This is a genomic window from uncultured Brevundimonas sp. (genome assembly GCF_947305955.1).
Lineage (GTDB): Bacteria > Pseudomonadota > Alphaproteobacteria > Caulobacterales > Caulobacteraceae > Brevundimonas.
In genome coordinates, this window is record NZ_CAMZFB010000041.1 from 1 (window position 1) to 26,406 (window position 26,406).

Here is a 26,406-nt window from a genome sequence, read left to right on the forward strand (position 1 = left end):
GCCAAGAGACCACTGAGTTTTCAGGAAAGGAATTCGTGCGCGACAGTGGGGGCAACGAGGTCCCATTATGCCTCCATCTGGTTCCTAATGCCTGAGATCAACAGCTTTCAAGCGTTCGCGCAACCGCTTTGCCCACTCCTGACCCGCATCGCCGCCCCAGAGGTGCCACGCGATATAGCCCGCTGAGGGCTTGGTCGGGTGGCCCCAGAACTTGCCGCGTTTGTCGACGGCGTGGCGGGCGAACCAGGCGTTCATGACCTTGATGTCGCGGTCGCTGACGATCTCGCCCGCGATCAGGCGACGGGCGCGCTCCAGTCCCACCTCGGTCCCGCCGCGCCCGTACTGGCGGCGTAGCTCCAGCCCGTATTTGGCGGCCTCGACCACCGCGTCGGGCGGGGTGCGTTCCTCGTCGGTGATGGAGGGGTGATCGATGAACATCGACGGTTTTCCTTGACCTTGGCCCCGCGTCGGGAGACGAGCGCCTTTATGAACTATCGTCACAGCTTCCACGCCGGAAATTTCGCCGACCTTGTCAAACACGCGCTGGTGCTGTGGCTGGTGAAACAGATGCAGGCCAAGGGCCCGCTGCATGTGCTGGATACCCATGCGGGGGCAGGCCTGTACGATCTGTCGGGCGATGCGGTTCGATCCAAGGAAGCCGAGGCGGGCGTTGCGCGCCTGATGGACGCGGCCAACCGTCCGCCGCTGATCGAGGCGCTGGCCGCCGAGGTCGCCGCCTTCAATCCGCAGGGTGGAGTGCGTTACTATCCCGGCTCGCCGCTGCTGATCGCGCGGGCGCTGGAAAAGGGCGGGACCTATCGCGGATTCGAGCTGAACCCGCAGGTCAAACCCTTGCTAGACGAGGCGCTGGCGAAATATCCGAACGCCCATGGGTTCGAAGGCGACGGCTATGACATGGCGACGGTGGCCTCTCTGAAGGTTCAGGGGCCGCTGATCCTGATCGACGCGCCGTTCGAGCGCGGCGATGACTATATCCGCTCGGCCGAAACCGCCGCCCGCATCGTCAAGCGCGATCCCAAGGCCGTGGTGGCCATCTGGACCCCGCTGAAGGACATGGAAACCTTTGATGGCTTCATCCGCCGTCTGGAGGAGGCCAAGGCCCCCAAGGTGGTGGTGGCCGAGGCGCGTCTGCGCCCGCTGACCAACCCGATGAAGATGAACGGCTGCACCATGACGGTGGTGAATGCGCCGGACGGTACCGACGCCGCCGCACGCGAAATCTGTGAATGGGTGGCGGCCAGCCTGGGCGAGGAAAAGGCCAAGGCCGAGATCTGGAGCCTGTAAAGGCTTTAGGATTTCTGACGAAGGTGACAGCTTTCCTGCGGGTTTGGCCCATTGCCAACCGCCTGTCGGACAGTCAGTGTCAGCGGCTCCAGTGCGTACCAGACGAAGCCGCCGATGAAGCCTATCGCCATCCTAGAGACGGGTTATCCGCCCGAAGCCCTGCGCGACAGTTTTGATGACTATCCGGCCCGCTTCCGCGCCCTTCTGGGCGAGGACGCCAAGACGGTGCGTTTCGACGTGCAGCAGGGGCATCTGCCGGACAATCCGTCGGACTACGCGGGCTGCATCGTCACCGGATCGGCGGCGGGGGTCTATGAGGACCATTTCTGGATTCCGCTGCTGGTGGACTGGCTGCGGGCCGCGCGGGGAAAGACGCGCCTCTTGGGCATCTGCTTCGGGCATCAGGTGATCGCCCACGCCTTTGGCGGGCGGGTCGAAAAATCCGACAAGGGATGGGGCGTGGGACTGCATCGCTATGATGTGCTGACCCGCGAGGACTGGATGCACCCGCGTTCCGACAGCATCGCCATTCCCGTCTCGCATCAGGATCAGGTGGTCGCTATTCCCGATGACGCCCGCGTGGTTGCCCGTTGCGACTTTACGCCTTTTGCGGGTCTCGCCTATGGCGATGACGACGCCATCAGCTTCCAGTGCCACCCCGAGTTCCAGCCCGCCTATGCCGCGGCCCTGACCGAGTTGCGGCGCGGCACGCGCATCGCCGACGAATTGGTGGACGAGGCGCTGGAAAGCCTGAAACGCCCCAATGACCGCGCCGTGCTGACGGCATGGGTGCGGGCCTATCTGTTGCTGACACCACCGCCGGTCGAATATTACGGCTCGGGCATCTAACCGCTAAGGCTTGGGAAACCAGATTGGCCCATAAGGGTAGCCGACGCGGCAAAGGTTAGCGCGATCGTCGGGGGCGGGCTTGAGTATCTTCGCATTAGAGACGGTGTTTAAGCCGGTAGGCCATCGGGTCTGCCGGTCGATGGCTGCCGTCACCCTGTCTTGCTTGCTGGGTGCTGCGGCACCGGCCATGGCGGATGTGACCGTGGTCAGCAAGCCCTTGGCCACGGCGGGTGACCGGACGGAACATCTGCTGCGGGTGCTGGAAAGGCGGGCCGCTTCGACCAGTTTTGCCGATCTGGACGCCTTTGGTGAGGCGGCGCGCCAGCAGATGGACGGTATCGGGCTGCGCAAGCTGCATCACACCTTCACCATCTATCTGAACCAGGGCGAGTCCGAGCGGGCCAAGCGTTGGAACGCCCTGCTGGCCGAGAATGCCCGCAAGATGGGCAATCGCCGCTTCATTCAGGTGGCCCGACTGAATGACTTCATGATGGCCTATGATGCGGGCGAGGATGGTCAGCCTGCCAAGATGCGCCGCATCATGGAGGAGACCGGCGACTGGTATGTAAAGGTCACGGCGGCCCGCTATTACGCCTCGACCCAGTTTGACGCGCTGCATATCGGCGAGGGACTGAAGATCCTGTCCGAGGTTCAGGCCCAGATCCCCGAGGGCGACCCCGACGCGGTCCATGCCCATGCAGGGGTGTGGGAGATGATCGGGATCGGCCTGATGGACCTTCACGACATGAAGGGCGCGACCGAGGCCTTTACCCGATACGAACTGGAATACGGTCACGAGGATTGGCCCCGTCCGGACTTCGACAGCCTCTATAACCTTGTCACCATGGCGGTGCAGGTCGGCGATATCGAAAGCGCCGAGCGGTATTTCGCCGTGCATGACCGCCTGTCGCGCCGCACCGATCTCAAGGGTCTTCTGGCCTATAACGCCTTGATGTGCGCGCGGGTGGCGAACCTGTCCGACGACATGCCACGCGTGGTGCGCTGTCTGGCCGACCACGAGCGGTTGCTGGAAGACGATTCCTATCTTCGCCTGAGGGTCTGGCCGCTCAAAGTCATCGCCTTGTCGCGTCTGGGGCGTACGGCCGAGGCGGCCACCCTGCTCAAACGGTGGCAGGATCTGAATACCGCGCAACCGGGGACCTATCTGCACAATATCGGGCTGCGGGCGCAGGCCGAGCTATATTTCGCGACGGGTCGTACCGAGGACGCGATGCGCCTGATGCGGGTCTTTGTAGCCCGCGAACTGGCCAATGAGGCCCGTGCCTATGGCGAGGGGGTCCATCAGGTCACACAGGATATGCAGAGCCAGCTGACCCAGCGTCGCCAGCAGCTGACCATCCAGCAGGCCAATGTGCGGCTACAGTCGGCGGTCATTCGTGCGCAGGGCTGGATTGTGGGCGTGACGCTCTTCTTCCTCGCCATCGGCACGATCACCCTGATCTGGCTGTGGATCCAGTCACGTGAACTGAAGCGCGCCCGCCGCCGCGCCGAACAGGCCAGCACGGCCAAGACTCACTTCCTCGCCAATATGAGCCACGAAATCCGCACACCGCTGAATGGTGTGATCGCGATGGCGGATGCCTTGGCCCAGCGCAAGCTGGCGAAGAAGGACCACGAACTGGTCGATATTATCCGCAACTCGGCCTCTACTCTCGAGCGCCTGCTGAGCGATATTCTGGACAGTGCGCGGATCGAGTCCGGCGAGCTGAGCCTTGAGGCCGCACCCTTTGATATGCACGCTATGCTGAACGGGGTGGTTGCCCTGTGGGCGGCAAGGGCCGAAGCCAAGGGCGTGCCGATCCAGCTGGAGTGCGGCGAGGGAACCGACCGCACGGTCGTCGGCGATGTGGTGCGTCTGCGTCAGGTGCTGAACAACCTCGTATCCAATGCGCTGAAATTCACCGAGGAAGGTCAGGTCACGATCAGCGCACAGCTGGTGCAGGGCGACCGGGTCTGTTTCACCGTGAGCGATACGGGCGTCGGCTTTGACGAGCGGGGCCGCCAGCGGATTTTCGACCGCTTCCAGCAGGCCGATGAATCCATCACCCGTCGCTATGGCGGCTCGGGTCTGGGCCTGAACATCTCACAGGAACTGATCGGCCTGATGGGCGGTCGGATGGACTGTTCCAGCGTGCCGGGCGAGGGCGCGAAATTCTGGTTCGAGCTGGACCTGCCCTTGGTACCGGCCAAGGACGAGGTGAATGGGGACCGACCCGATGTGATGGAGTTGCACTCCATCGAGACGGGCAAGAGTCTGGGTCTGAAGGTGCTATTGGCCGATGATCACGCCGCCAATCGCAAGGTGGTCGAGGTGTTGCTGGCTCCGCTGGACGTCGAACTGGTCAGTGTGGTGGACGGCCGTGCGGCTGTGGCAGCGTTCGAGCGGGACTACTTCGATCTGGTGCTGATGGATATGCAGATGCCGGAGATGGATGGTCTGACCGCCACCCGCAAATTGCGCGAGATCGAAAAGCGCGATGGCCGTGTGCGCGCACCGGTCATCATGCTGACGGCCAACGCCATGCAGGAGCATATCGACGCCAGTTTGGAGGCGGGGGCCGACGCCCACCTGACCAAGCCACTGACGGTGAAATCGCTGATGGACTGTATCAATACCGCCATGGCCGACGCCCCGGTGTAGGACATAAAAAGACCCGCCGATCGAAACCGGCGGGTCTTTTATCTTTTTGGAGCGTTCCTTACGGCTACTTTACCAACATTCTGGCTTTGTGGCTCCGTGGCCTTACGGCCACTTCACACGCATTCCGGCTTTGTGGTTCCGTGGCCTTACGGCCACTTCACCACGGGTGGCATCGAGGACAGGATCGACTCCGTATTCCCGCCGGTCTTGAGGCCGAACATGGTGCCGCGGTCGTACAGCAGGTTGAACTCGACATAGCGGCCACGGCGGACCAGCTGTTCTTCGCGCTGTTCCTCGGTCCACGGCTCGTTCATGCGGCCAGCGACGATGTCGGTGTAGGCCTTCAGGAAGTTCTTGCCGACATCCTGGGTGAAGGCGAAGTCCTTCTCGAAATCACCGGTGTTGTGGTGGTCGTAGAAGATGCCGCCCGTGCCGCGCGGTTCGTTGCGGTGGGGCAGGAAGAAGTACTCGTCGCACCACTTCTTGTACTTGGGATAGTATTCCGGATCGTATTTGTCGCAGGCGTCCTTCATGGCCGCATGGAAGGCGATCGTGTCGGGATGGTCGTCACGACGGTCGGCGTTAAGGACCGGTGTCAGGTCGCCGCCGCCGCCGAACCAGCTTTCGGTGGTGGCGATGAAGCGGGTGTTCATGTGAACCGCCGGAACGTTCGGATTCACCGGATGGCAGATCAGGCTGATGCCGGTGGCGAAGAAGCGCGGGTCCTCGGCGGCACCGGGCACGTTCTTGGCATAGTCGGCCGGAAACTCGCCGAACACGGTCGAGCAGTGGACGCCGACCTTTTCGAACAGACGGCCCGACATCATGCCCATGACGCCACCGCCGCCAGCGGGGCGGTCCCACGGGGTGCGGACAAAACGGCCAGCCTTGTCGCCGTACAGTTCCGCAGGGGCGGCGTCTTCCAGCGCTTCGAAACCGGCGTGGATTTGGTCGCGTAGGGTCTCAAACCAGACGCGGGCGCGTTCGCGACGCTCGTTCATCAGCTCGGGAGTAATTTCGGTCATGAGGGCTTCAACCACGATGCAGGCTCGGTGAACAGTCCGAGGATGATCGCCAGATGACGTAGATCGACAGATTTGGCCTTGATCTGGATCAGACACGGTTCCCACGCGGGCTTTGCTGTGCAAGCGTGCGCTGCAGTGATTTTTATGGAGGGGGATACCCATGATGCGCAAACTTTTGATGGTCGCTGTGGCGGCAACCGCTCTGCTGCCTGCCGTGGCAGCTCAGGCCCAGACGGCCGCAGCTGGAGATAATGCGGCCACCGAGGCCCATGTCCGCCAGATTCTGCGTCGCACGCCGCTGATCGACGGCCACAACGACCTGCCGTGGGCCTTCCGTCAGGGGTTCGGCAATGATGTGCATGGCGTGGACCTGACGACCGACCTGTCGATGAGCACCCGTCTGCACACCGACATCCCGCGCCTGCGCGAAGGCGGCGTCGGTGCCCAGTTCTGGTCGGTCTATGTCTCGGCGAACATGAGCCAGCTTGAGGCGGCCAAGGCGACCTTCGAGCAGGTCGATACCGTCAAGCGCATCGTCTCGGGCTATCCGCAGACGTTCGAGATCGCGACGACTGCCGACGACATCGTCCGCATCCACCGCCAGGGCAAGATCGCCAGCCTGATCGGTATGGAAGGCGGCTATTCGATCGACGATTCCCTTGGCCTGCTGCGCGAGTTCCGCCGTGCGGGCGCACTCTATATGACGCTGACCCACTCCAAATCGACCAACTGGGCCGATGCGGGTACGGATGCGCCGAAGTGGGGTGGCCTGAACGCCTTTGGCGAGGAAGTCGTCAAGGAAATGAACCGCATCGGCATGATGGTGGACCTGAGCCACACCTCGGCCGAGACCATGCGCGATGCCCTGCGTGTCACCGAAGCGCCGGTCATCTTCTCGCACTCCTCGGCGCTGGGCGTTACGGCGCACCCGCGCAATGTGCCGGACGATGTGCTGGCTGCGATGAAGGACAATGGCGGTATCGTCATGGTGACCTTCGTGCCGGGCTTCATCAGTGAACAGGTCCGCGCATGGGGGGCGAACCGCGCCGCCGAACAGGCCCGCCTGAACAGCCTGCATCCGGGTGATCCGGATCGCGTGAAGCGCGAGCTGGAACAGTGGGTTGCGGCCAATCCGACCCCGCGCGCAACCATCGATGATGTGGTCGCCCACATCCAGTATGTCCGCGACAAGGCTGGCATCGACCATATCGGTCTGGGTGGTGACTTTGACGGCGTGGACAGCCTGCCGGTCGGTGTTGAGGCGGTGGATGCCTATCCGCGCATTATGGCCCGTCTGATCCAGAACGGCTGGACCGATTCCGACATCCGCAAGCTGTCGGGCGAGAACATGCTGCGCGTGATGCGTCAGGTTGAAGCCGTCGCCGCCCGCAAGCAGAACGAGCGTCCGAACCTGTCGCGCCTGCCGCGCGAGTGATGGGTCGAGGGGACAAGGACCGGATCGAATCTGTCGTTCGATGATGCTGGATCTGACGGGATATCCGCGCTGACTGATATCCCGACTGCCGGATAATGATTTTTTGTTCGGTCGCGAACCACAAAAAAGGGAGCCTGTTTTCAGGCTCCCTTTTCTTATTTGGCGGGGTTGAAATGACCGGTCTGGTGAAGCCCTTCCCAGAGGGTGATGCCTGCGGTGACCGACAGGTTCAGCGAGCGGGCATTGGGCTGGAGCGGGATGATGATCCGCTCGTCGGCGGCGGCGTGGACATAGTCCGGTGCCCCCGCACTTTCCTTGCCGAACAATAGGATATCATCGTCCTGAAAGGAAAATTCGGCCATCGATGTGGCCCCCTTGGTCGTCATCAACAGCAGACGGCCCGGCGGCTTGTCGCGCAGGAAATCGTCCCAGCTGGCATGACGGATCATGTGGGAGAGGGGGCCGTAGTCCAGAGCGGCACGCTTCATGGCACGGTCGTCAAAGGTGAGTCCGGTGGGCTCGATCACGTGCAATTCGACGCCGAAACAGGCGCTGAGACGGATACATGCCCCCACATTCTGCGGGATATCTGGTTGAAAAAGGGCGAGACGCATTCTAGAGGCCACAATACGCGCGGGAGAGGGTCTTGTCGTGTCTTTTGTTGCGACTGCTTCTCAAGTTGTATCTACAGCTTGTCTTGGGGTGGTCTAATCGAAGTCATGATGGCAAAGCTGTGTTCTTCCGCTAGTGACGGTTCATGCCGACTGCACGCCTCGCAGCAATGCGGGGGGCTGATCGGATTGCAGAGGTGAGACGCGTGGCCGAATCGGTCGTGAATCCTGAGGGCCCAGAAGGCCAGAACGGTGGTGGCGAAGCCACGCGCCGTGACTTCATCCATATCGCTGCCGGCGCTGCCGCAGCGGGCGCAGGCGTGATGATCGCCTGGCCGCTTATCAACCAGATGAGCCCGGCGGCTGACACCCTGGCTTTGGCATCGATCGAATTCGATCTGTCCAAGGTGCAGGAAGGCCAGCAAGTGGTCATCAAATGGCAAGGCAAGCCGGTGTTCGTGCGTTACCGCACCCCGGCCGAGCTGGAAAAGGTCAAGGCCGAGGGTGCCGTCGGCTCCCCGCCGCAGACCGATGCCGAGCGTACCAAGGAAGGCCACGAGAAGTATCTGGTGGTCGTTGGCTCCTGTACCCACCTGGGTTGCGTGCCGACCTTCAACGCTGGTGACTACGGTGGCTGGTTCTGCCCGTGCCACGGCTCGCACTACGATGCCTCGGGTCGTATCCGTAAGGGTCCGGCACCGCTCAACCTCGTCGTGCCGAACTACGAATATCTGTCCGATTCCCGCGTGAAGATCGGCTGAGGACTGAGACAGGACCCATGAGCAATCACGAATCCACTTACGTCCCCAAGACGAAGATCGAGCAGTGGCTGGATACCCGCCTGCCGATCGTCCGCTTTGGCATGGACTACGCCAATCTGCCGACCCCACGTAACCTCAACTACTGGTGGACCTTCGGCGGCATTCTGGCCATCTGCCTGATGACCCAGATCATCACCGGTATCGTTCTGGTGATGCACTACACCCCGCACATCGACCTAGCCTTCGCCTCGGTCGAGCGCATCATGCGCGACGTTCCGGGCGGCTGGATGATCCGTTACATCCATGCCAACGGCGCTTCGATGTTCTTCATCGCGGTTTACCTGCACATGCTGCGTGGCCTGTACTATGGCTCGTACAAGGCACCGCGCGAAATGATCTGGATCATTGGCTGCGTGATCTTCTTCCTGATGATCGCCACCGCCTTCCTCGGCTACGTGCTGCCGTGGGGCCAGATGTCGTTCTGGGGTGCTGAGGTTATCACCAACCTGATCGGTGCCATTCCGGTCATCGGCGAGCCGATCCTGATCTGGCTGCGCGGTGGTCCGGCGATCGATAACGCGACCCTGAACCGCTTCTTCTCGCTGCACTACCTGCTGCCGTTCGTTATCGCCGGCTGCGTCGTGCTGCACCTGTGGGCCCTGCACGCTGCCGGTCAGAACAACCCGGTCGGCATCCTGATCCCGAAGGACCGCGAGAAGAAAGACACCCTGCCGTTCCACCCGTACTTCACGGTCAAGGACGGTTTCGCGATCATCCTGTTCCTGATCCTGTTTGCCGTGTTCGTGTTCTACAACCCGAACGCCCTGGGCCACGCCGACAACTACATTCCGGCCAACCCGCTGCAGACCCCGGCCCACATCGTGCCGGAGTGGTACATGCTGCCGTTCTACGCCATCCTGCGCGCTGTTCCGGACAAGTTCGGTGGCGTGGTTGCGATGTTCGCAGCTATCGGCATCCTGTTCGTCCTGCCGTGGATCGACCGCTCGTCGGTGCGCTCGATGCGCTACCGTCCGACCATGAAGATCTTCTTCGTGATCTTCCTGTTCGTCTGCTTCGGTCTGGGCTGGTGCGGTGCTCAGCTGCCTGACGCTCCGGTGATCCCGGGCATGCCGAGCTTCACCCTGTTCGACGGCAAGCTGAACTCCTACCTGTGGCTGACCCGTCTGTTCACGCTCTACTACTTCGCCTTCCTCGGCCCGATCATGTTCTTCGTGGGCCTGAAGGAGAAGCCGCTGCCGATTCCGGCGACGATTTCGGAGCCTGTGCTCCCGACGACCGAAGCTGAGAAGGCCTGAGCCCGATGAGCAAAGAGAATAAGATCGTGTCTTTCCGTAAGATCCTCGTCTCGGCCATTGCGGCTGCGGGTATCGTGGCTGTGGCATCGCCGGCGCTGGCCGCCGGTGGTGCCAAGCACCCGCGCGATGGTGGCTTCAGCTTCAACGGCCCGTTCGGCACCTTTGACCAAGGTCAGCTGCAACGCGGCTACAAGGTTTATCGCGAAGTCTGCGCGTCCTGCCACGGCATGGACATGCTCCACTTCCGTAACCTGGGCGACAAGCACGGCCCGTTCTGGAATCCGAAATACCCGAACCCGAACGACAACCCTGTCGTGAAGGCTCTGGCCAAGGAAATTCAGGTCGCCGACATTGACTCCGAGACCGGCGAAGCCATCATGCGCGACGCCACCACGGCCGACCGCTTCCCGAACCCGTATCCGAACGCCACGGCGGCGGCTGCGGCCAACGGTGGTGCGGCTCCGCCCGATCTGTCGGTGATGGCCAAGGCCCGTCACGACGGCGCCAACTACATCTACTCGCTGCTGTCGGGTTATGTGGCTCCGCCCAAGGGTCTGAAGATGGCTCCGGGTCAGAACTACAACCCGTACATGGCTGGCGACCTGACCCCGTTCTGGGAAGGCGAAGGCCATGCACCTCCGGGCGGCTTCATCGCCATGCCGGCTCCGCTGCAAGCCGGTCAGGTGACCTATGACGATGGCACCGAGGCCACCGTCGACCAGATGTCGAAGGACGTTGCGGCCTTCATCATGTGGGCATCGGAGCCCAAGATGGTGGAACGCAAGCAAACCGGTTTCGGCGTGATGATCTTCCTGATCCTCTTCGCCGGTATCACCTATGCTTCGTACCGTCGCATCTGGAAGGGCGTGGCTCACTAAGCCCCGCACATCCTGAAAAGATCAGCCCCGTTGGTTCGCAAACCAGCGGGGTTTTTCTTTGCCCTGTGGGAGAACTGCCCCTAACCTAGCCGCTTCCTGTACCAGTGGAGGCTAGGGCATATGCGCCTGTTCACGACCGTTGCGACTTTGGCTTTGACCACGGCTCTTATGTCAGGGGCGGCTGCTGCCCAGTCTGCTTTCGACACGAACCGGATTTCCGAGGACATCCGCATCCTGTCGGATGACAGCTTCGAGGGCCGCGGTATCGCGACGCCTGCCGAACAAAAGGTCATCGATTTCGTGTCCGAGCGTTTCGCCTCTGCCGGCTTTGCGCCCGGTGGCGAGAACGGCGGCTGGACGCAGGCCGTGACCCTGAACCGCATCGCATCGTCGAATGTGCAGGCCGCGCTGAAGCAGGGCGGCACGACCACGGCCCTGACGCAGGGCAGCGAGGTGACCATCAGCTCGCGCCTGCCGAGCAATGGCGTTGACCTGAAGGATGTGCCGCTGGTGTTCGTTGGCTATGGCGTCAACGCGCCGGAGCGCAACTGGAACGACTTCAAGGTCGATGTGCGCGGCAAGATCATCGTCGTGCTGGTCAATGATCCGGACTTCGAGGAGCCGGAGCTGAACACCTTTGGCGGCAAGGCCATGACCTACTATGGCCGCTGGACCTACAAATATGAGGAAGCCGCCCGTCAGGGCGCGGCCGGCGTGCTGATCGTCCACGAGACGGCCCCTGCCGCCTATGGCTGGGCGACGGTCGTGAACTCATGGTCGGTGCCACAGTTCGATATCGTGCGTGAAAATCCCGCTGCCGAGCGCGTGCCGGTCGAGGCATGGATCCAGCGCGAAACCGCCGAGCAGATCTTCGCCGCCGCGGGTGTGGACTTCGAAGAGCAGAAGCGTCTGGCCCGCAGCGCCGACTTCCAGCCCGTAGATCTGAAGGCCACCATGGACATCAGCTTCGATGTCGCGTCGGAACAGATCGTCACCCACAATATCGTGGCCCGTCTGGAAGGCTCGACCCATCCGGATGAGACCATCCTGTACGGCGGTCACTGGGACCACATCGGCGTGGCCGCAGACGAGGGCGTCGATGGCGACCGTATCTTCAACGGTGCCGTGGACAACGCTTCGGGCACGGCAGCACTGATCGAGCTGGCCCGTTTGTATGGCCAAGGGCCGAAGCCGCAACGCTCCATCGTCATGGTGGCGTTTACGGGTGAGGAATCGGGCCTGCTGGGTTCGGAATACTATGCCGCCAATCCGCTCTATCCGCTGGAAACCACGGTCGCGGGCTTTAACATCGACGCCGCCAACGTCTATGGCCGCAAGGACAAGCTGAACATCACCGGCTTTGGCCATTCGCAATTGGATGAGCGCCTGACCCAGGTGGCAACCGCACAGGGCCGTGGCATTGTGCCGGATGCCGGTGCCGCCGCCGGTATCTACTTCCGTTCGGACCACTTCCCGTTGGTGCGCCGTGGCGTGCCGATGGCCTATGTGAACTCGGCGGGCGACTATGTGGACGCCCCGATCGAACCGCGCGTGGCCGCGGCAGCGGAATACAGCCGCATCGGCTACCATCAGGTGGCAGACGAATGGAGCGCCGACTGGGACCTGCGCGGCATGGCGCAGGACATGGAGGTCGTTTACGAGGTCGGCAAGGCGCTGGCCAACTCCCGCGACTGGGTGGAATGGAGCCCGACGTCGGAGTTTTCGACCGTGCGCAACCAATCGGCTGACAAGCGCCAGTAAGGGGTAGACGTCAGGGCTGCTGCCCCGGCGGCAGCCTTGGCTAAACTATTTGTAACGGCAACTCCGAGCGGGTTGCCGTTATTGTTTAGTCGCCGATGATTGATTGCGGCGAGGAGTTCGGATGTCCAAATTTTTGCTTCGTAGCGTCGCTGCCGCTGCATTGATCGTTTTTGCTGCCCCTTCATGGGCGCAAAACTTCTCTGCTGACGTCTTGTCCCAGAACATCCGGACCATCAGCGCGGATGACTTCGAGGGCCGCTATCCCGGCACCGAGGGCGAGCGCAAGACGCTGGAGTGGCTACAGGCCCAGTATGAAGCCATGGGGCTGGAACCGGGGGCACCGGACGGCCAGTGGCTGCAGCGCGTGGACCTCCAGACCCTGAGCGCCAACAGCCAGAACACCGCTTTGGTTCGTATCGGCGGCGCGGATGCGATCACGGTCGGCACTGCCGATGGGCTGGTCCTGCGCGCTATGAACGAGGCCGGTACGGCGGATGTCGATAACCTGCCGTTGGTGTTCGCGGGCTATGGCATTTCGGCCCCTGAACGCGGCTGGGACGACTATGGCGATGCCGATCTGACGGGAAAGATTGTGGTCGTGGTCAATGGCTCGCCGTCGTTCGGCTCGCCCTACCGCACCTTCTTCGCGCAGGACGACTACAAGGCGGACGAAGCCTTCCGCCGTGGGGCCAAGGGCCTGATCATCATCGCCAAGACCAATGCCGAGCGCTCGCTCGGCGGGCGTCAGCGCACCATCCGTCTCAGCCCCGGTACGCCGGAACTGGCGGTGCGCGGCTGGATGACGCCGGAACTGGCGCAGGGGTGGGGTATCTCTGCCGACGATCTGGAGCATCTGGACGATGCCGCCGCGACCGTGCGCGATCTGGGTGTGACGCTCTCGACCACCATCCGTGAAGAGGTGTCGACCCTGACGACGTATAACCTGATCGCGCGCCTGACCGGCACCGAGTTTCCGGACGAGACGGTGATCTTCAGCGCCCACTGGGACCACGTGGGCGTCGATAGCGATCACGCAGTCGGCGAAGACAACATCTTCAACGGCATGTGGGACAATGCCTCGGGTACCGTCGGCGTGGTCGAGATGGCTAAACAGTTTGCCGATAATGGCCCGTCCAAGCGGACTGTCATCTTCCTGCACGCCACGGCGGAGGAAATGGGCCTGCTGGGCACCTATGCCTATACGGCCAATCCGGTCTATCCGCTGGAAACCACGGTGGCAGATATCAACATCGACATGCTGCCGCTGTCGGGCCCGACCCGCGATGTGCCCATCTTTGGCTATGGCCAGAACACGCTGGAAGACATGCTGGACGTGCTGGCCAAGGCCGAGGGGCGCTATGTGTCCGATGATGGCCAGCCGGAGCAGGGCTTCTATTACCGCTCGGACCACTTCCCCTTCGCCCGTGCCGGGGTTCCGGCCCTGATGCCGTGGCATGGTGTGGACTGGATCGACGGCGGGATCGAAGCGGGCAAGGCCGCATGGCACGCACGCTTTGGCCGCGTCTATCACAAGCCGTCGGATGAATGGTCCGAGGACCTCGACTTCACCTCTGCGGTTGAAAATCTGACCCTGATCTATCGACTGGGTCGCGAACTGGCCGACAGCCGTGTTTGGCCGGAATGGAAGTCGACGTCGGAGTTCGGACAGGTCCGCGCCCGCTCGGACGCCGCCCGCGCCGACCGCCGCTGATCACGGCCTGAAACAAAGAAGCCCTCCGCCGGACTGGCGGAGGGCTTTTTCGTGCCTGCGATGCGGGCTTAGACGGCGGCCAGAGCCTGATCGAGATCGGCGATCAGGTCGTCGATATGTTCGATACCGACAGACAGGCGCACCGTGTCCTCGGTCACGCCCGCACGCTTCAGCTCTTCGGGGGAGAGCTGGCGGTGGGTGGTCGAGGCGGGGTGGCAGACCAGCGACTTGGCATCGCCGATGTTCACAAGACGGGTGAACAGTTTCACCGCGTCCTGGAAGCGGGCACCGGCCTCGCGGCCACCCTTGACGCCAAAGGTCAGCAGGCCCGACGCCTTGCCGCCAAAATACTTCTGGATCAGCGGGTTGGACGGGTGGTCCGAAAGGCCCGCATAGTTCACCCATTCCACCTTGGGGTGAACCTTGAGCCAATAGGCGATGGCGGTGGCGTTCTCGACGTGGCGGTCCATGCGAAGCGCCAGCGTTTCCAGCCCCTGAAGGATCAGGAAGCTGTTGAACGGCGAGATGGCCGCGCCGGTATTACGCAGCAGGACCGTCCGCACCCGCCCGATAAAGGCCGCCGGACCCAGCGCCTCGGTATAGACCACGCCGTGATAGCTGATTTCCGGCTCATTCAGGCGACGGAAGCGTTCCTTGTGCTCGGCCCACGGGAAGTTGCCGCTGTCCACGATGGCCCCGCCGATCGAGGTGCCGTGACCGCCGATGTATTTGGTCAGGGAGTGGATGACGATGTCCGCGCCATGTTCGATGGGGCGGGTCAGGTATGGCGTCGGCACGGTGTTGTCGACGATCAGAGGCAGGCCCGCGGCATGCGCGGCATCGGCCAGCGCCTTGAAGTCCACCACATTGCCCAGCGGATTGCCGATGGACTCGCAGAAGACGGCTTTGGTGCGTGCGTCGGTATTGGCAGCGACGGCGGCGGGATCATCGGCATCGATGAAGCGCACCTCGATGCCGTACTGGGGCAGGGTGTGGGCGAACAGGTTGTAGGTGCCGCCATACAGGGTGCTGATGGCGATGATGTTGTCGCCCGCCTCGGCGATGGTCAGGATGGCATAAGTGATGGCTGCCTGACCGGAGGCCACGGTCAGGGCCGCGATGCCGCCCTCCAGCGCCGCGATGCGCTGTTCCAGCACATCCGACGTCGGGTTCATGATGCGGGTGTAGATGTTGCCCGCCACCTTCAGGTCGAACAGGTCGGCCCCGTGCTGGGTGTCGTCAAAGGCGTAGCTGGTGGTTTGATAGATCGGCACCGCGACGGACTTGGTCGTCGGATCGGGCGAATATCCGGCGTGGATCGCCAGAGTGTCGAACTTCAAGGTCAAGAGGACCTCCCCATTGGTTTAGGCCCATAAACTAACAGGGCCGCCCGTTGGGCGACCCTGTAGAAAGTCTTGCTCGTTGTTCAGATAAACTAAAGTTCGCAGAACCTTAGTTGTTGAATAGGAAGTGCATCACATCGCCGTCCTTGACGATGTACTGCTTGCCTTCGGCGCGCATCTTGCCGGCTTCCTTGGCGGCGGTTTCACCCTTTAAAGCGACATAGTCGTCAAAGCCGATGGTCTCGGCGCGGATGAAGCCCTTTTCGAAGTCGGTGTGGATGACACCGGCGGCTTGCGGGGCAGTGGCACCGACCGGAATGGTCCATGCGCGCGCTTCCTTCGGACCCACGGTGAAATAGGTCTGCAGGCCCAGCAGCTTGTAGGCTTCGCGGATCAGGCGGTTCAGGCCCGGCTCTTCAAGGCCGAGGGTCTCGAGGAACTCGGCCGATTCCTCATCGTCCAGTACGGCGATTTCGGATTCGATCTGGGCCGAGATGACGACCGAGTTGGCGTTGTCCTTGGCGGCGCGTTCGGCGACCAGCTTGGACAGGTCGTTGCCCTTGTCTGCAGAGGCTTCTTCCACGTTGGCAACGTACAGCGCCGGAAGGGCGGTCAGCAGTTGCAGCATGTCCCAGGCCTTCTTGTCCTCCTTGGACACTTCGGCCAGACGCGCGGGCTTGCCTTCGCGCAGTTGTTCCAGAGCGGCGTCGATCAGCTTGAGGTTCAGCTGGGATTCCTTGTCGCCACCTTTGGCGCGCTTCTCGATCTGGACGCGGCGGCGCTCCAGGCTCTCGAGGTCGGCCAGCATCAGTTCGGTCTCGATGATTTCGAGGTCCGAGATCGGGTCGATGCGGTTCTCGACGTGGGTGATGTCGTCATCGACGAAGCAGCGGGCGACAAAGGCGATGGCGTCGCAGTCGCGGATGTTGGCGAGGAACTGGTTGCCCAGACCTTCGCCCTTGGATGCGCCGCGCACCAGACCGGCCACGTCCACGAAGGTGATGCGGGCCGGAATGATTTCCTTCGAGCCGGCGATTTCGGCCAGCTTGTTCAGACGGGGTTCCGGCACGGCCACGTCGCCGGTGTTCGGCTCGATGGTGCAGAACGGATAGTTTGCAGCTTGCGCCGCTGCCGTCTTGGTCAGGGCGTTGAACAGGGTGGACTTGCCCACGTTGGGCAGGCCGACGATCGCGACTTTAAGGGCCATGGTATTCCTCGTGAGCGCGTGCCTTTAGCCGTTCCGAGCCGATTTGTCAGTCCGCGCGATATATTGGGGCCTCTATAAGCGGAAAAGGGCGGTCTTTCGACCGCCCTTTGAAGGATTATTCCTCGCCGCCGACGACGGGCGGGGTGCGGATCTGGAAGTCGACGGTCACATCCTCGGCCTTGTCGAAGTCGAGGGTGATCTTGGCGGTCTGTCCGGCGACCAGCGGGGCCTTCAGACCCATCAGCATGATGTGGTTGCCATGGGGCTTCAGCTCGGTGCGCTGGCCCTTGGGCAGGGGCAGGCCGTCGGCGAGGTGGGCCATCTTCATCATGCCGTCCTCGTGCTTCATTTCATGGACTTGCGCCATGTCGGCTCCGTCGAAGCGGACGCCCTTGAGGCTGTCGCTCTCCGAGGCGGTCAAGATGACATAGCAGCCGCCTGCCTTGGCCCCGTTCGGAGTCGGACGGCACCATGCGTCCTCAACCGTGATGGTGCCCGCGACCGTGGTCGGGGTGGTGGGGGCGTCAACCGCTGCGGGGGCCGTCGGCTCTGCGGGCGCTTCGGTCGGGGCGGCCCCTTCTTTTTGGCCACACGCGGCCATGGTCAGGGCGGCTGCCGTCGCGAGGATGATCTTGAACTTCATGAACCTTGATCCTTCAGGGCTTACAAAACAGGGCGGTTGCGACCGATGCGTCTGGAGACGAGCGCATCGACCAACAGGGCGACCAGCAGGCTTGCGCCGGTCACAGGATAGAGGATTGCCAGTGGGGTGACGATAGCCAGAACGACGCGGTAGCGCGCGTCCGATTGGCTATGAGGCAGGGCGCTGGGCGCACCGCTGCGAAAGGGCGACAGGCGGGGTGGTCTGCGTTTCCACCACATGAAAGTGCCGCTGATCGCCAGCAGCCAGACGCCGATACATCCGCCCAGCATGACGAGGCGGTTCAGCCAGCCATATTGCTGGCCCTGGTGCACCATGATGCCCCATTCCATGGCCTTCGCCATCGGGCCAAAGTCGCCATAGCGGACGTCGGCTTTCACCGCGCCGCTGGCGGGATCGACATAGAGGATACGGGTGTCCTCGACATGGTCGGGCTGGGTCGACACCGTCCACGTTTGGTCGGCTTGCTGCGGAATGGAGATCATGACCGGACGGGCCATGTCCTGTTCCGTCAGGGTCTGGACCACGCGGGTCAAGGACGGGGGGGCATCGGCCGCGTGGTGGTGGGACAGGTTCGTTCCCTCCATCGTCCAGCCGACATCGTGCGGGCCGTGGTGGGGCGTGGTGTCTGTCCATTGGGCGGCAGCGGGCGCGGGCGGGCGGCCCAGCGCGGTCTTACGCATCACGCCCATAAACTGGTCTCCCCAGACAGCTGACCACGGCATCCCCGTGACCGCCAGAAAGATGATGACGCCCGCGGTATAGAAGCCCGCCACGGCATGGATATCGCGCCAGAAAGGGCGTCGACGGCTGTCTGTCTCGCTCAGAACAAATACCGCGCCCTGACGTTTGCGGGGCCACCACAGATAGAGCCCCGTGGCGCACAGGATGATCGCCCAACCCGCGACGATCTCGACGACAACATTGAACGCCACCCCCACGGGGCCACCGACGAGGCTGAGGGAGTGCAGGTCCTTAATGGTTTCGGTCAGTCCGTGATCGGGGACGATACCCGTCAGTGCAGCGGTATAGGGGTTGATGAAGGCACGTGCCGTCTGGCCATCCGGCTGCTCGATGCGGATTTGGACGGCTTCATCTGGGGCGGCGGGGATGAGGACGCTGGCGGGCTTGCCATCGGTTGCCGCGCGGGCGGTAGCCAGCCATGCGTCGGGCGTGACCTGTGCGGGCGTGACCGCGACCAGCATCATCCGGCGATAAGCCAGACGATCGATCTCGTCCTTGAATAGATACAGCCCCCCTGTGAGCGACAACAGCAGCAGGAAGGGCATGACGAGGACACCGGCATAGAAATGCCAGCGCCAGACAGTGCGATAGGCACTGTTCAGCACAGGCTTGGCCTGCGCTGGAGGGATGGAAGACATGGATAGGGTCCTGAAATCTCGGGCTTAGGCGCGCGATCGGCGCCACGGAGGGATATTTCAGGCGTGCGGAGGTGCGGTGGATGGCGGTCGCGGCGGTGCGCGTGATGGCGGCGGAGCCGCAACGCGCAGGGGCGTATAGGGATCGCTGTCCGTCAGTCTGATGACGGGTGCAGGGACAGATGGCGCGGGTGCGGGCAGGGTCGCCGTCAGCGGCAGGATACAGGCCGCACATTTGGCCCCAGAACCCTTGTCCGTCGGGATGCCGTCCTCGTCGACGTGGATGGTCTGCAACCCTTGGGTGGAGCAGATGACGATGGACTGCCCGGGTTGGACCGCGGCCATGGCGGCATAGGGGAGCAGTGAACCGACAAGGATCGCAAACACCGCCGCCAGCAAGGCGAAGGCGCGCTGAATCGACCAGTTGTCCGCTTTACACTCGTTCACACGGCCTTCTACGAAAACACTTCCCATAAAGGAACAGCGCAATCTGTCCCATCTCGACAGGAGAAGTTTGGTGTGACAGCGTTCGGTTGAACGCAACCGGAGTTTCCCCCATGCGCCGACTGTCTGTTTCAATGTGTCTTTTGGTAACCACCGCGCTGTGCGCCGCCGTCACCGGCTCTGCCATGGCGCAGCAGGTCGAGACAGGCGCGGGCGGTCCGGACCGTTTGGCCCTGACCATTTACAACAGCAATCTGGCGCTGGTTGAGGATGTCAGAAGCCTGACCATTCAGCCGGGGCGCGTCCGTCAGGAGTTCCCCGGCGTCTCGGCCTCGATCCGCCCCGAAACGGTGACCCTGTCCGGTCAGGGGCTGTCCGTGGTGGAGCAGAACTTTGACTATGACCTGCTGACCCCGCGCAAGCTGATGGAGGGGGCCGTTGGCCAACAGATCGGCGTGGTGCGGACCAACCCCGGCAACGGTGCACAGACCACCGAGCAGGCGCGGGTTCTGTCGGCCAATGAGGGCGTTGTTCTTCAGATCGGCAACCGCGTGGAAGTGCTGCGCGATGACGGTGCGCCGACCCGCGTCATCTTCGACGGGGTACCGCCGAACCTTCGCCCGCGCCCGACCTTGAGTGTCACGCTGGATGCACAGGGCAATCCGCGCCGTGACGTGACGCTGAACTATCTGACCCAGGGGCTTCAGTGGAAGGCCGACTATGTTGCCCGCTTTGACGAGGCTGGCGGCAAGCTGGACCTGACGGGGTGGGTGACCATCACCAACCAGTCGGGATCGACCTTTAGCAATGCGGTGACCCGCGTGGTGGCCGGAAGCGTGTCGGGCAACAGCTCGCGTGGCAATGGCACCAATCGGGGCATGAATGCCGCAGAGGGCGATGCCCATGTCTATCTGCTGCCGGAACGGGTGACGGTCGCCAACAACCAGACGAAACAGGTCGGCCTGCTGGATGTCAGCAATGTTCCGGCGACCAAACGCTATGTCTTCCAGATGGGCGGCTTTGGCACCTTTGAGGACCCGCAGGCCGCCGATGTTGGCATCGTCTTCCGCAGTGAGCCGGCCCTGCCAGCGGGCGTGATGCGGGTCTATGTGCGCGGATCGACGGGCGAGCCGCGCTTTATCGGCGAGGACGGTATCCAGCACTCGCCCGCGGGCTCGGACTTGGTGATTTCGACGGGCAAGGCGTTTGACGTGACGGTCCAGCCGCGGCTGGTCGCGTCCGAGCGCGTGTCCAACCGCCGCGCAGACCGTCACCGCACCCGCTATCAGATGGAATATCGCGTGCGTAACGCGACGGGCGAGGCCAAGACCGTCGAGGTCCGCCAGCGCGTGGCGGGGCGTGATACCGAACTGTCGGATCAGAGCATCGAGGGTGAACTGGTCGACGCCTATACCGCCGTGTGGAAGGTTCAGGTGCCCGCCAACGGCGAGACGGTCCTGACGGCGACCATCACGACGGGCGGCTGATCATGCGCCCGTTGTGCGCCGTACTGGCGTGCGCGGTGGCCTTGGGGCCGTTGATGGCCCCAGCCTTGCCTGCAATCGCGCAAGAAATAGCTGTCCAGCGCACCGAAGCTGTATCCGAGGCCCCTCAAAGCGTTGCGGTCGTGGTCTATCGCGACCGACCCGTGAACACCACCGAACTGCTACAGCGTTCGCGCCAGAGCTGGTCGCGTCTGGATCAGGAAGGGCTGGCGCTGATCGTCGAGAAGCGCGTGATCGACGTTCCTGCAGGGGATGGGGTGATCCGCTTCAAGGGCTTGGCGACGGGAATCGTGCCGCATAGCGCCACCGTCGAGGGCCTGCCCGCGAACCTGCTGGAACAGAACGCCGACTATGACCTGATTTCTCCCAAGAACCTGTTGGAGAAGGCGGTCGGAGAGACAGTGATGGTCGTCCGCACCAATGCCTCGAACGGCAATGTCATCGAACAGACGGGCGTTCTGAGGGCGGGAAGCAATGGGGCGGTCGTCGAGATCGATGGCCAGTTCGAAGCGCTGGACTGCTCTGGCCTGACCGAGCGTCTGGTTTTCGAGCGCGTGCCCGAAGGCCTGGGCGCGACCCCGACCCTGGCGATCAAGACGCGGGCAGAGCAGGCGGGCCGCTATGAGATCACGCTGGCCTATCTCGCAACAGGGCTTCAGTGGTCGGCGGACTATGTAGCGCGTGTGTCGGCGGACGAAAGTTCGATCAATCTCGAAGGCTGGATCACGCTGGCAAACTTCGGTGGCACCAGCTTTGCCGATGCGCCCGTGGTGGTTGTAGCCGGCGATCTGGCCCGCAATGCCGATACGCGACCGATTCAGGTGCGGACCCGTTATGCCAATACCACCTGCTGGCCTCAACAACGGACGCATGAAGGCTGGGTGAGCGGGTACGGCTATGGCGCTCCGCCGCCGCCCCCTCCGCCGCCGCCGCCCTCGCCATCCGCGCCGCGCATGGCGATGGAGCGGGCCTTGATGGACGAGGTCGTCGTGACGGGCAGCCGCGTAAAGGCACAGCAGGAGGACTTAGGCGACTACAAGGCCTATGTGATCCCGCACCGGACGACGGTTGCCGCGCGCCAGACCAAACAGGTGCTGTTCCTCGCTCAGGACAATATCGCCACCGAGCGGGTGTTGGTGGCCGCCTTTGCGCCGTCGAACGAGGATGAGGCTCCGCAGCCGACGAGGGTGGAACTGAGGGCCCAGAACAACGAGGCCTCGGGGTTGGGCCTACCTGTGCCGCAGGGCAGCGTGGCCTTCTATGTCGCCAGCGATGACCAGCCAACCGCCTATGCCGGTGGCGACACCATTCAGGACACCGCCGTCGGCCTGCCGCTGCGCCTTGCCTTCCAGCAGAATGAGCTGGTCACGAGCAAGGTGCTGGTCACGGGCGACGAATACCGTGGCAAGGGCTCACGGCGTCGTCAGGTCGATAGCTACCAGATCACCCTGACCAACGGCTCGGACCGCGAGGTCGAGATCGAGATGCCGTTTGGCGACTATACGGGCGCGCGGGGCTTCCGCATCGAGCGCGAGGGCATCCGTAGTCAGATCAACCGGGACACCGGACAGCGGGTGTGGCGCACGCGGCTCGCTGCCGGACAGACGCGCACATTCGATGTCCGCTGGTCCTATGAGGCTCCGGAATAGGGCTTAGCCGCCGTTGGCGGCTTGGCGCGGGCTGAATTTCGGGGCAGGGGCCAGACGCATGACCTCGCCCTGATAACGCTCGTCATCGCCCTTGATGGCGAAGGGTAGGGCATCGGCACAGGCTTGTAGCAAGGCATCCAGCCATGGCTGGTCCGCCTTGGCGAAATCCCCCAGCACATGGGAATGGACCAGCTTGGGATCGCCGGGATGGCCGACCCCCATGCGGGCGCGGCGGAAGTCGGCACCCAGATGGGCAATGGCCGAACGGATACCGTTCTGGCCCGCTGCACCGCCGCCCTTCTTCATGCGGAAGCGGCCGGGAGCCAGATCGATCTCGTCGTGGAAGACGATGATCTTGTCGACAGGCACCTTGTAGAAGCGGGAAGCCTCGCCGATCGCGCGGCCGCTTTCGTTCATATAGGTCTGCGGCTTCATCAGCAGGATCTTTTCGCCCTCGATCTCGCCGTCCTGGATCTTGGACTGGAACTTGGCCTTCTCCGGCCCGAAGTTCCAACGACGCGCGATCTCGTCAGCGGCCATAAAGCCGATGTTGTGGCGGTTCTTTTCGTACTTTGCGCCGGGGTTACCCAGACCTGCGATGATAATCATGGGGCTTCTCTAGCCTTGGACGAGGGGCAAAGAAAAGCCCCGCTGCGTTTCCACAGCGGGGCCAAATCTTATCGTCGGAGCGAAGCGATTAGGCTTCAGCTTCTTCCGAAGCAGCTTCTTCTTCAGCACCACCGGCCGAAGCCTTGACCGAAGCGATCATGAAGTCGCGGTCGGTGATGGTCGGCTGAGCCGAACCAGCGTTGGTGATGTCCGAGAAACGGATGTTGGTGTCGATTTCGACCTTCGACAGATCAACGATGAAGGCTTCCGGCATTTGGTCCGGACGCACCATCACTTCAACTTCGTGACGGACGACTTCCAGGGTGCCACCTTGACGGACGAACGGAGCTTCGTCGCCGTTGATGAACTGGACCGGCAGCGAAATCTTGACCGGAGCGGTTTCGTCAACGCGCATCAGGTCGAAGTGCATCGGACGGTCGGTGACCGGGTCGAAGTCAACGGTCTTGGCGATAACCGGTTGGGTTTCTTCGCCATACTTCAGGGTCACCAGGTGGCCCAGGAGTTTGCCGGTGTAGAGCGACTTGCGGAATTCGCGTTCGCTCACGGAAATAGCAACCGGTGCTTTGTCGCCACCGTACAGGATACCAGGAACGGCACCAGCGCGACGCACTGCACGGGCGCTTCCGGTGCCCACGCCTTCGCGGACGTCAACGTTCAGAATGATCTCGGCCATCGGGCTCGCCTTCAATACAAGTAAACGCCTGCGCTGAACCGTTGCCCGCGCGGCGGGGTCATGAACCCATCGAATTCAAGAGGGCGGTCCATTACACGGAACAGGGGGGTTACGCAACCGCCCCTGCCCAGATTGCCCGTAGAATCTCAGTTTATCCGGTCGGTTGGGCCTGAGAATCGGTCGGTTGGACCACAGTTACGGTCGGGACCGACGTTGGTCGGGGGCCCGCAAACTGTGCGGTGCACTGTGCCATGTCGCGCACGATGTGGCGACCGGTGCAGAAGATGTCCTCATAGTTCGGACGCGCCGCTGCCAAGCACTGATAGAGCATCAGCTTGGACATGTTCAGGCAGAACTCGTTGTTTGATTCTGTCGTCAGGGCGTCCGTATTGGCGCGGGCATCCTCGCCCGCAGCACCCAGGGCAGCCAGCGCAGCAATCGCCAGCGAGTTCACCACCGCAGGCGTATAGGGCGCACCGCGAACGGCTCGCTCGGTGGTGATGCCGTTACCGCTGTGGGCGGCGGCAAACAGGCGGGCGCTTTCTTCGGCGGACGGCAGACGCGGCACGGCGGCGGACTTGGCCAGTTCGAGGCGGCCATTGCGGTCGGCCACGTTCTGGGTCGCCCAGCGGCGACGCGGGTCGCTACGACCCTGAATCGTATAGGCGTCGGCTTCGACCCCGTCGGCGATCATGGTTAGGGCGTCGATATCGCGAATCAAGGTCTGGACCATCAGGCCCACGGCGGCATCGGCACCGGGCAGGGTGGCGGCATAGGCCGGATCGGCCACGATGCGGGCGATCATCTGCTGGCGCTGGGTCGGATCAGCGGCGAACTGGCGGACGCCAGCGACATATTCCGGAGACTGCAGGGCCAGAATGGCACCATAGGCAATCATGCCGCGCGACATCTGGGCGGCGTCATAGGCCGAGCCCTTGCGCAGTTCGGCTTGAATCTCTTCGGCGCTCTGGAAGCCGCCAGCCTTGACCGTGTTCAGGTCGCGGATGAAGGCCACATAGACCGAGGCGGCCTCTGCAACGCTGTGGTTCAGGGCAATAGGCGGCGGCGGCGATGCCGGCGGTGCCTGCGGAGCTTCCGGTTCTGGTGTCGTACAGCTGGCCACCAGAGTGGCCGCAGCCATGGCGGCTATCGCAAGGCCTCGGCGGGCTGCACGGGTTTGAATCAGGGCCGGACGCGGCTTCAGGACGGGCATCAGCGGACTTCCCTAGTACTTCTCGACGAGCAGGAGGGGACGGCGTTGGCCGTCCGGACTCCTAACGGGGGATTAAGGCCGTCCAATACGCGGGATAATGGTTAGCCGAACCTTAATCGAAGAGTTTTGAAACGGATTCTTCGTTGGCAATGCGACGGATCGCTTCACCAATCAGAGGTGCAACGCTGACACTGCGAATCTTGTTGCAGTCCAAAACGGCCTGAGGCTGTTCGATGGAGTTGGTGATGACCAATTCGTTGAGCGGACCGTTCTGGACGCGCTCGACCGCGGGGCCAGACAGGACGCCGTGGCTGATATAGGCCGACACGTCGGTCGCGCCCTGTGCGATCAGGGCTTCGGCAGCGTTGACCAGCGTGCCGCCCGAATCGACGATGTCGTCGAACAGGATGCAGCTGCGACCCGAGACGTCACCGATGATGTTCATCACCTCGGACTTGCCCGGTTCGGGGCGGCGTTTGTCAACAATCGCAAGATCGCAGTCGAGGCGTTTGGCCAGCGAGCGGGCGCGAACCACGCCGCCGACGTCCGGCGAAACGATGATGACCGAATCGCGATTCTTGGTTTCGCGGATATCCTGGGCCAGCACCGGCATGGCAACCAGATTGTCGGTCGGAATATCGAAGAAGCCCTGAATCTGGCCGGCGTGCAGGTCCATGGTCAGGACGCGGTCGGCACCGGAGCGCTCGATGATATTGGCGACCAGCTTGGCCGAGATCGGCGTGCGGCCGCCGGTCTTACGGTCCTGACGTGCATAGCCGAAATAGGGCATGACACAGGTGATGCGGCGGGCCGATGCACGGCGCAGCGCGTCCACCATGATCAGCATTTCCATCAGGTTGTCGTTGGCGGGGAAGCTGGTGGACTGGATGATGAAAACGTCCTCGCCGCGGACGTTCTCTTCAATGACGGCGAAAACCTCGTTGTCGGCAAAGCGCTTGACGGTTGCCTTGGTCAACGGTGCGTCCAGATGATCGGCAATCGCCTGGGCCAGAGTTCGGTTCGAATTGCCTGCCAGCAGCTTCATGGCTGGACGTCCTTTCGCCGCGTTTGGACCATAGAGAATCCGGTCCTATGTCACTGTTGGTGCGCTCTCTAGGCTGACAATACAGTTGCATCAACCCGCGTTTCGGTGATTTCCACGCATTGGCATCCCGTTGTGCGCTGTTATAGAGGACGGGTAGGACATGTCTCGCAGAACGTGCGATATATGTTTGCCAAATTAACGAGGTCGCTCTTGCTTGCTCCCCAGTCTCGCTCCGGTCTTTTCCGCTCTGGCATGATGCTGATGGGTGTGGCTGCGGCCGCGCTTACCCTGTCGGCCTGTTCGGGCACAGGGAAGCGCCAGCAACTCGCCTATGAAGAGCGTC

At 62.8% G+C, this 26,406-nt stretch carries 23 protein-coding genes; 11 read left to right on the forward strand and 12 right to left on the reverse strand.

The genetic code is table 11. The features are described 5' to 3' along the window. Positions 1-84: 84 nt before the first annotated feature. Positions 85-438, reverse strand: a complete 354-nt coding sequence (locus tag Q0Y42_RS10635) for a hypothetical protein (protein ID WP_297803497.1) — start codon at positions 436-438, stop codon at positions 85-87. Positions 439-486: 48 nt separating this feature from the next. On the opposite strand from Q0Y42_RS10635, the gene rlmJ reads away from it, so the two are divergent. From rlmJ to Q0Y42_RS10650, 3 genes are all read left to right on the forward strand, one after another. Then, entirely contained in the window at positions 487-1,305 is an 819-nt protein-coding gene (rlmJ, locus tag Q0Y42_RS10640) for a 23S rRNA (adenine(2030)-N(6))-methyltransferase RlmJ (RefSeq protein ID WP_297803499.1), read from the forward strand. A gap of 114 nt (positions 1,306-1,419) precedes the next feature. Beyond that, the gene (locus tag Q0Y42_RS10645) at positions 1,420-2,154 is read left to right on the forward strand and encodes a type 1 glutamine amidotransferase (RefSeq protein WP_297803501.1); all 735 of its coding nucleotides are present in this window, start codon (positions 1,420-1,422) and stop codon (positions 2,152-2,154) included. A 139-nt stretch (positions 2,155-2,293) separates the two neighbouring features. Then, the gene (locus Q0Y42_RS10650) at positions 2,294-4,816 is read left to right on the forward strand and encodes an ATP-binding protein (protein WP_297803503.1); all 2,523 of its coding nucleotides are present in this window, start codon (positions 2,294-2,296) and stop codon (positions 4,814-4,816) included. Between the two features lie 146 nt (positions 4,817-4,962). On the opposite strand, the gene hemF is transcribed toward Q0Y42_RS10650, so the two are convergent. After that, positions 4,963-5,841: an oxygen-dependent coproporphyrinogen oxidase gene (hemF, locus tag Q0Y42_RS10655; RefSeq protein ID WP_297803506.1), complete on the reverse strand. Its 879-nt coding sequence runs from the start codon at positions 5,839-5,841 to the stop codon at positions 4,963-4,965. Positions 5,842-6,001: 160 nt separating this feature from the next. Here hemF and Q0Y42_RS10660 point away from each other — a divergent pair, with 160 nt between their 5' ends. Beyond that, positions 6,002-7,276, forward strand: a complete 1,275-nt coding sequence (locus Q0Y42_RS10660; protein ID WP_297803508.1) for a dipeptidase — start codon at positions 6,002-6,004, stop codon at positions 7,274-7,276. A gap of 155 nt (positions 7,277-7,431) precedes the next feature. Here Q0Y42_RS10660 and Q0Y42_RS10665 read toward each other — a convergent pair whose 3' ends face one another. Continuing rightward, positions 7,432-7,890 (reverse strand): tRNA (cytidine(34)-2'-O)-methyltransferase, encoded by a 459-nt coding sequence (locus Q0Y42_RS10665; protein WP_297803510.1) that lies wholly within the window; start codon positions 7,888-7,890, stop codon positions 7,432-7,434. Between the two features lie 194 nt (positions 7,891-8,084). Between Q0Y42_RS10665 and petA the strand changes: the two genes are divergently transcribed. From petA to Q0Y42_RS10690, 5 genes are all read left to right on the forward strand, one after another. Next, positions 8,085-8,648: a ubiquinol-cytochrome c reductase iron-sulfur subunit gene (gene petA / locus Q0Y42_RS10670; protein WP_297803512.1), complete on the forward strand. Its 564-nt coding sequence runs from the start codon at positions 8,085-8,087 to the stop codon at positions 8,646-8,648. Between the two features lie 17 nt (positions 8,649-8,665). Beyond that, positions 8,666-9,964 carry a cytochrome b/b6 gene (locus Q0Y42_RS10675; protein WP_297803515.1) on the forward strand — a complete coding sequence of 433 codons (1,299 nt, stop codon included), beginning with the start codon at positions 8,666-8,668 and terminating at the stop codon, positions 9,962-9,964. 5 nt (positions 9,965-9,969) lie between these two features. Beyond that, positions 9,970-10,842: a cytochrome c1 gene (locus Q0Y42_RS10680; RefSeq protein ID WP_297803517.1), complete on the forward strand. Its 873-nt coding sequence runs from the start codon at positions 9,970-9,972 to the stop codon at positions 10,840-10,842. Between the two features lie 120 nt (positions 10,843-10,962). Continuing rightward, a complete protein-coding gene (locus tag Q0Y42_RS10685; RefSeq protein WP_297803519.1) occupies positions 10,963-12,603 on the forward strand; it encodes a M28 family metallopeptidase in 1,641 nt (546 codons plus the stop codon). 121 nt (positions 12,604-12,724) lie between these two features. Further along, positions 12,725-14,314, forward strand: a complete 1,590-nt coding sequence (locus tag Q0Y42_RS10690; RefSeq protein WP_297803521.1) for a M28 family peptidase — start codon at positions 12,725-12,727, stop codon at positions 14,312-14,314. Positions 14,315-14,382: 68 nt separating this feature from the next. Here the strand turns inward: Q0Y42_RS10690 and Q0Y42_RS10695 are convergent, their stop codons facing one another. The 5 genes from Q0Y42_RS10695 to Q0Y42_RS10715 all read right to left on the reverse strand — a co-directional run bounded on the left by Q0Y42_RS10695 (position 14,383) and on the right by Q0Y42_RS10715 (position 19,351). Further along, positions 14,383-15,660, reverse strand: coding sequence for an aminotransferase class I/II-fold pyridoxal phosphate-dependent enzyme (locus Q0Y42_RS10695; protein WP_297803523.1), 1,278 nt, complete (start codon positions 15,658-15,660; stop codon positions 14,383-14,385). Between the two features lie 106 nt (positions 15,661-15,766). Next, positions 15,767-16,864, reverse strand: a complete 1,098-nt coding sequence (gene ychF / locus Q0Y42_RS10700; protein WP_297803525.1) for a redox-regulated ATPase YchF — start codon at positions 16,862-16,864, stop codon at positions 15,767-15,769. A gap of 115 nt (positions 16,865-16,979) precedes the next feature. After that, a complete protein-coding gene (locus Q0Y42_RS10705; RefSeq protein WP_297803527.1) occupies positions 16,980-17,507 on the reverse strand; it encodes a copper chaperone PCu(A)C in 528 nt (175 codons plus the stop codon). A gap of 20 nt (positions 17,508-17,527) precedes the next feature. After that, entirely contained in the window at positions 17,528-18,907 is a 1,380-nt protein-coding gene (locus Q0Y42_RS10710) for a PepSY domain-containing protein (RefSeq protein WP_297803529.1), read from the reverse strand. Positions 18,908-18,964: 57 nt separating this feature from the next. Then, positions 18,965-19,351: a DUF2946 family protein gene (locus Q0Y42_RS10715; protein WP_297803531.1), complete on the reverse strand. Its 387-nt coding sequence runs from the start codon at positions 19,349-19,351 to the stop codon at positions 18,965-18,967. Between the two features lie 110 nt (positions 19,352-19,461). Between Q0Y42_RS10715 and Q0Y42_RS10720 the strand changes: the two genes are divergently transcribed. Together Q0Y42_RS10720 and Q0Y42_RS10725 are read left to right on the forward strand one after the other, a co-directional pair. Beyond that, positions 19,462-20,835 carry a DUF4139 domain-containing protein gene (locus Q0Y42_RS10720; protein WP_297803533.1) on the forward strand — a complete coding sequence of 458 codons (1,374 nt, stop codon included), beginning with the start codon at positions 19,462-19,464 and terminating at the stop codon, positions 20,833-20,835. A gap of 53 nt (positions 20,836-20,888) precedes the next feature. Then, positions 20,889-22,502: a hypothetical protein gene (locus Q0Y42_RS10725; RefSeq protein ID WP_297803535.1), complete on the forward strand. Its 1,614-nt coding sequence runs from the start codon at positions 20,889-20,891 to the stop codon at positions 22,500-22,502. A 3-nt stretch (positions 22,503-22,505) separates the two neighbouring features. On the opposite strand, the gene pth is transcribed toward Q0Y42_RS10725, so the two are convergent. The 4 genes from pth to Q0Y42_RS10745 form a co-directional block, all read right to left on the reverse strand. Next, positions 22,506-23,111, reverse strand: a complete 606-nt coding sequence (pth, locus tag Q0Y42_RS10730; protein ID WP_297803537.1) for an aminoacyl-tRNA hydrolase — start codon at positions 23,109-23,111, stop codon at positions 22,506-22,508. Positions 23,112-23,199: 88 nt separating this feature from the next. Continuing rightward, on the reverse strand, positions 23,200-23,805 hold the full coding sequence (locus Q0Y42_RS10735) for a 50S ribosomal protein L25/general stress protein Ctc (protein WP_297803539.1): 606 nt from the start codon (positions 23,803-23,805) through the stop codon (positions 23,200-23,202). Positions 23,806-23,956: 151 nt separating this feature from the next. Next, positions 23,957-25,018: a hypothetical protein gene (locus Q0Y42_RS10740; RefSeq protein ID WP_297803541.1), complete on the reverse strand. Its 1,062-nt coding sequence runs from the start codon at positions 25,016-25,018 to the stop codon at positions 23,957-23,959. 112 nt (positions 25,019-25,130) lie between these two features. Further along, positions 25,131-26,063, reverse strand: coding sequence for a ribose-phosphate pyrophosphokinase (locus Q0Y42_RS10745; RefSeq protein WP_297803543.1), 933 nt, complete (start codon positions 26,061-26,063; stop codon positions 25,131-25,133). Between the last annotated feature and the right edge of the window lie 343 nt (positions 26,064-26,406).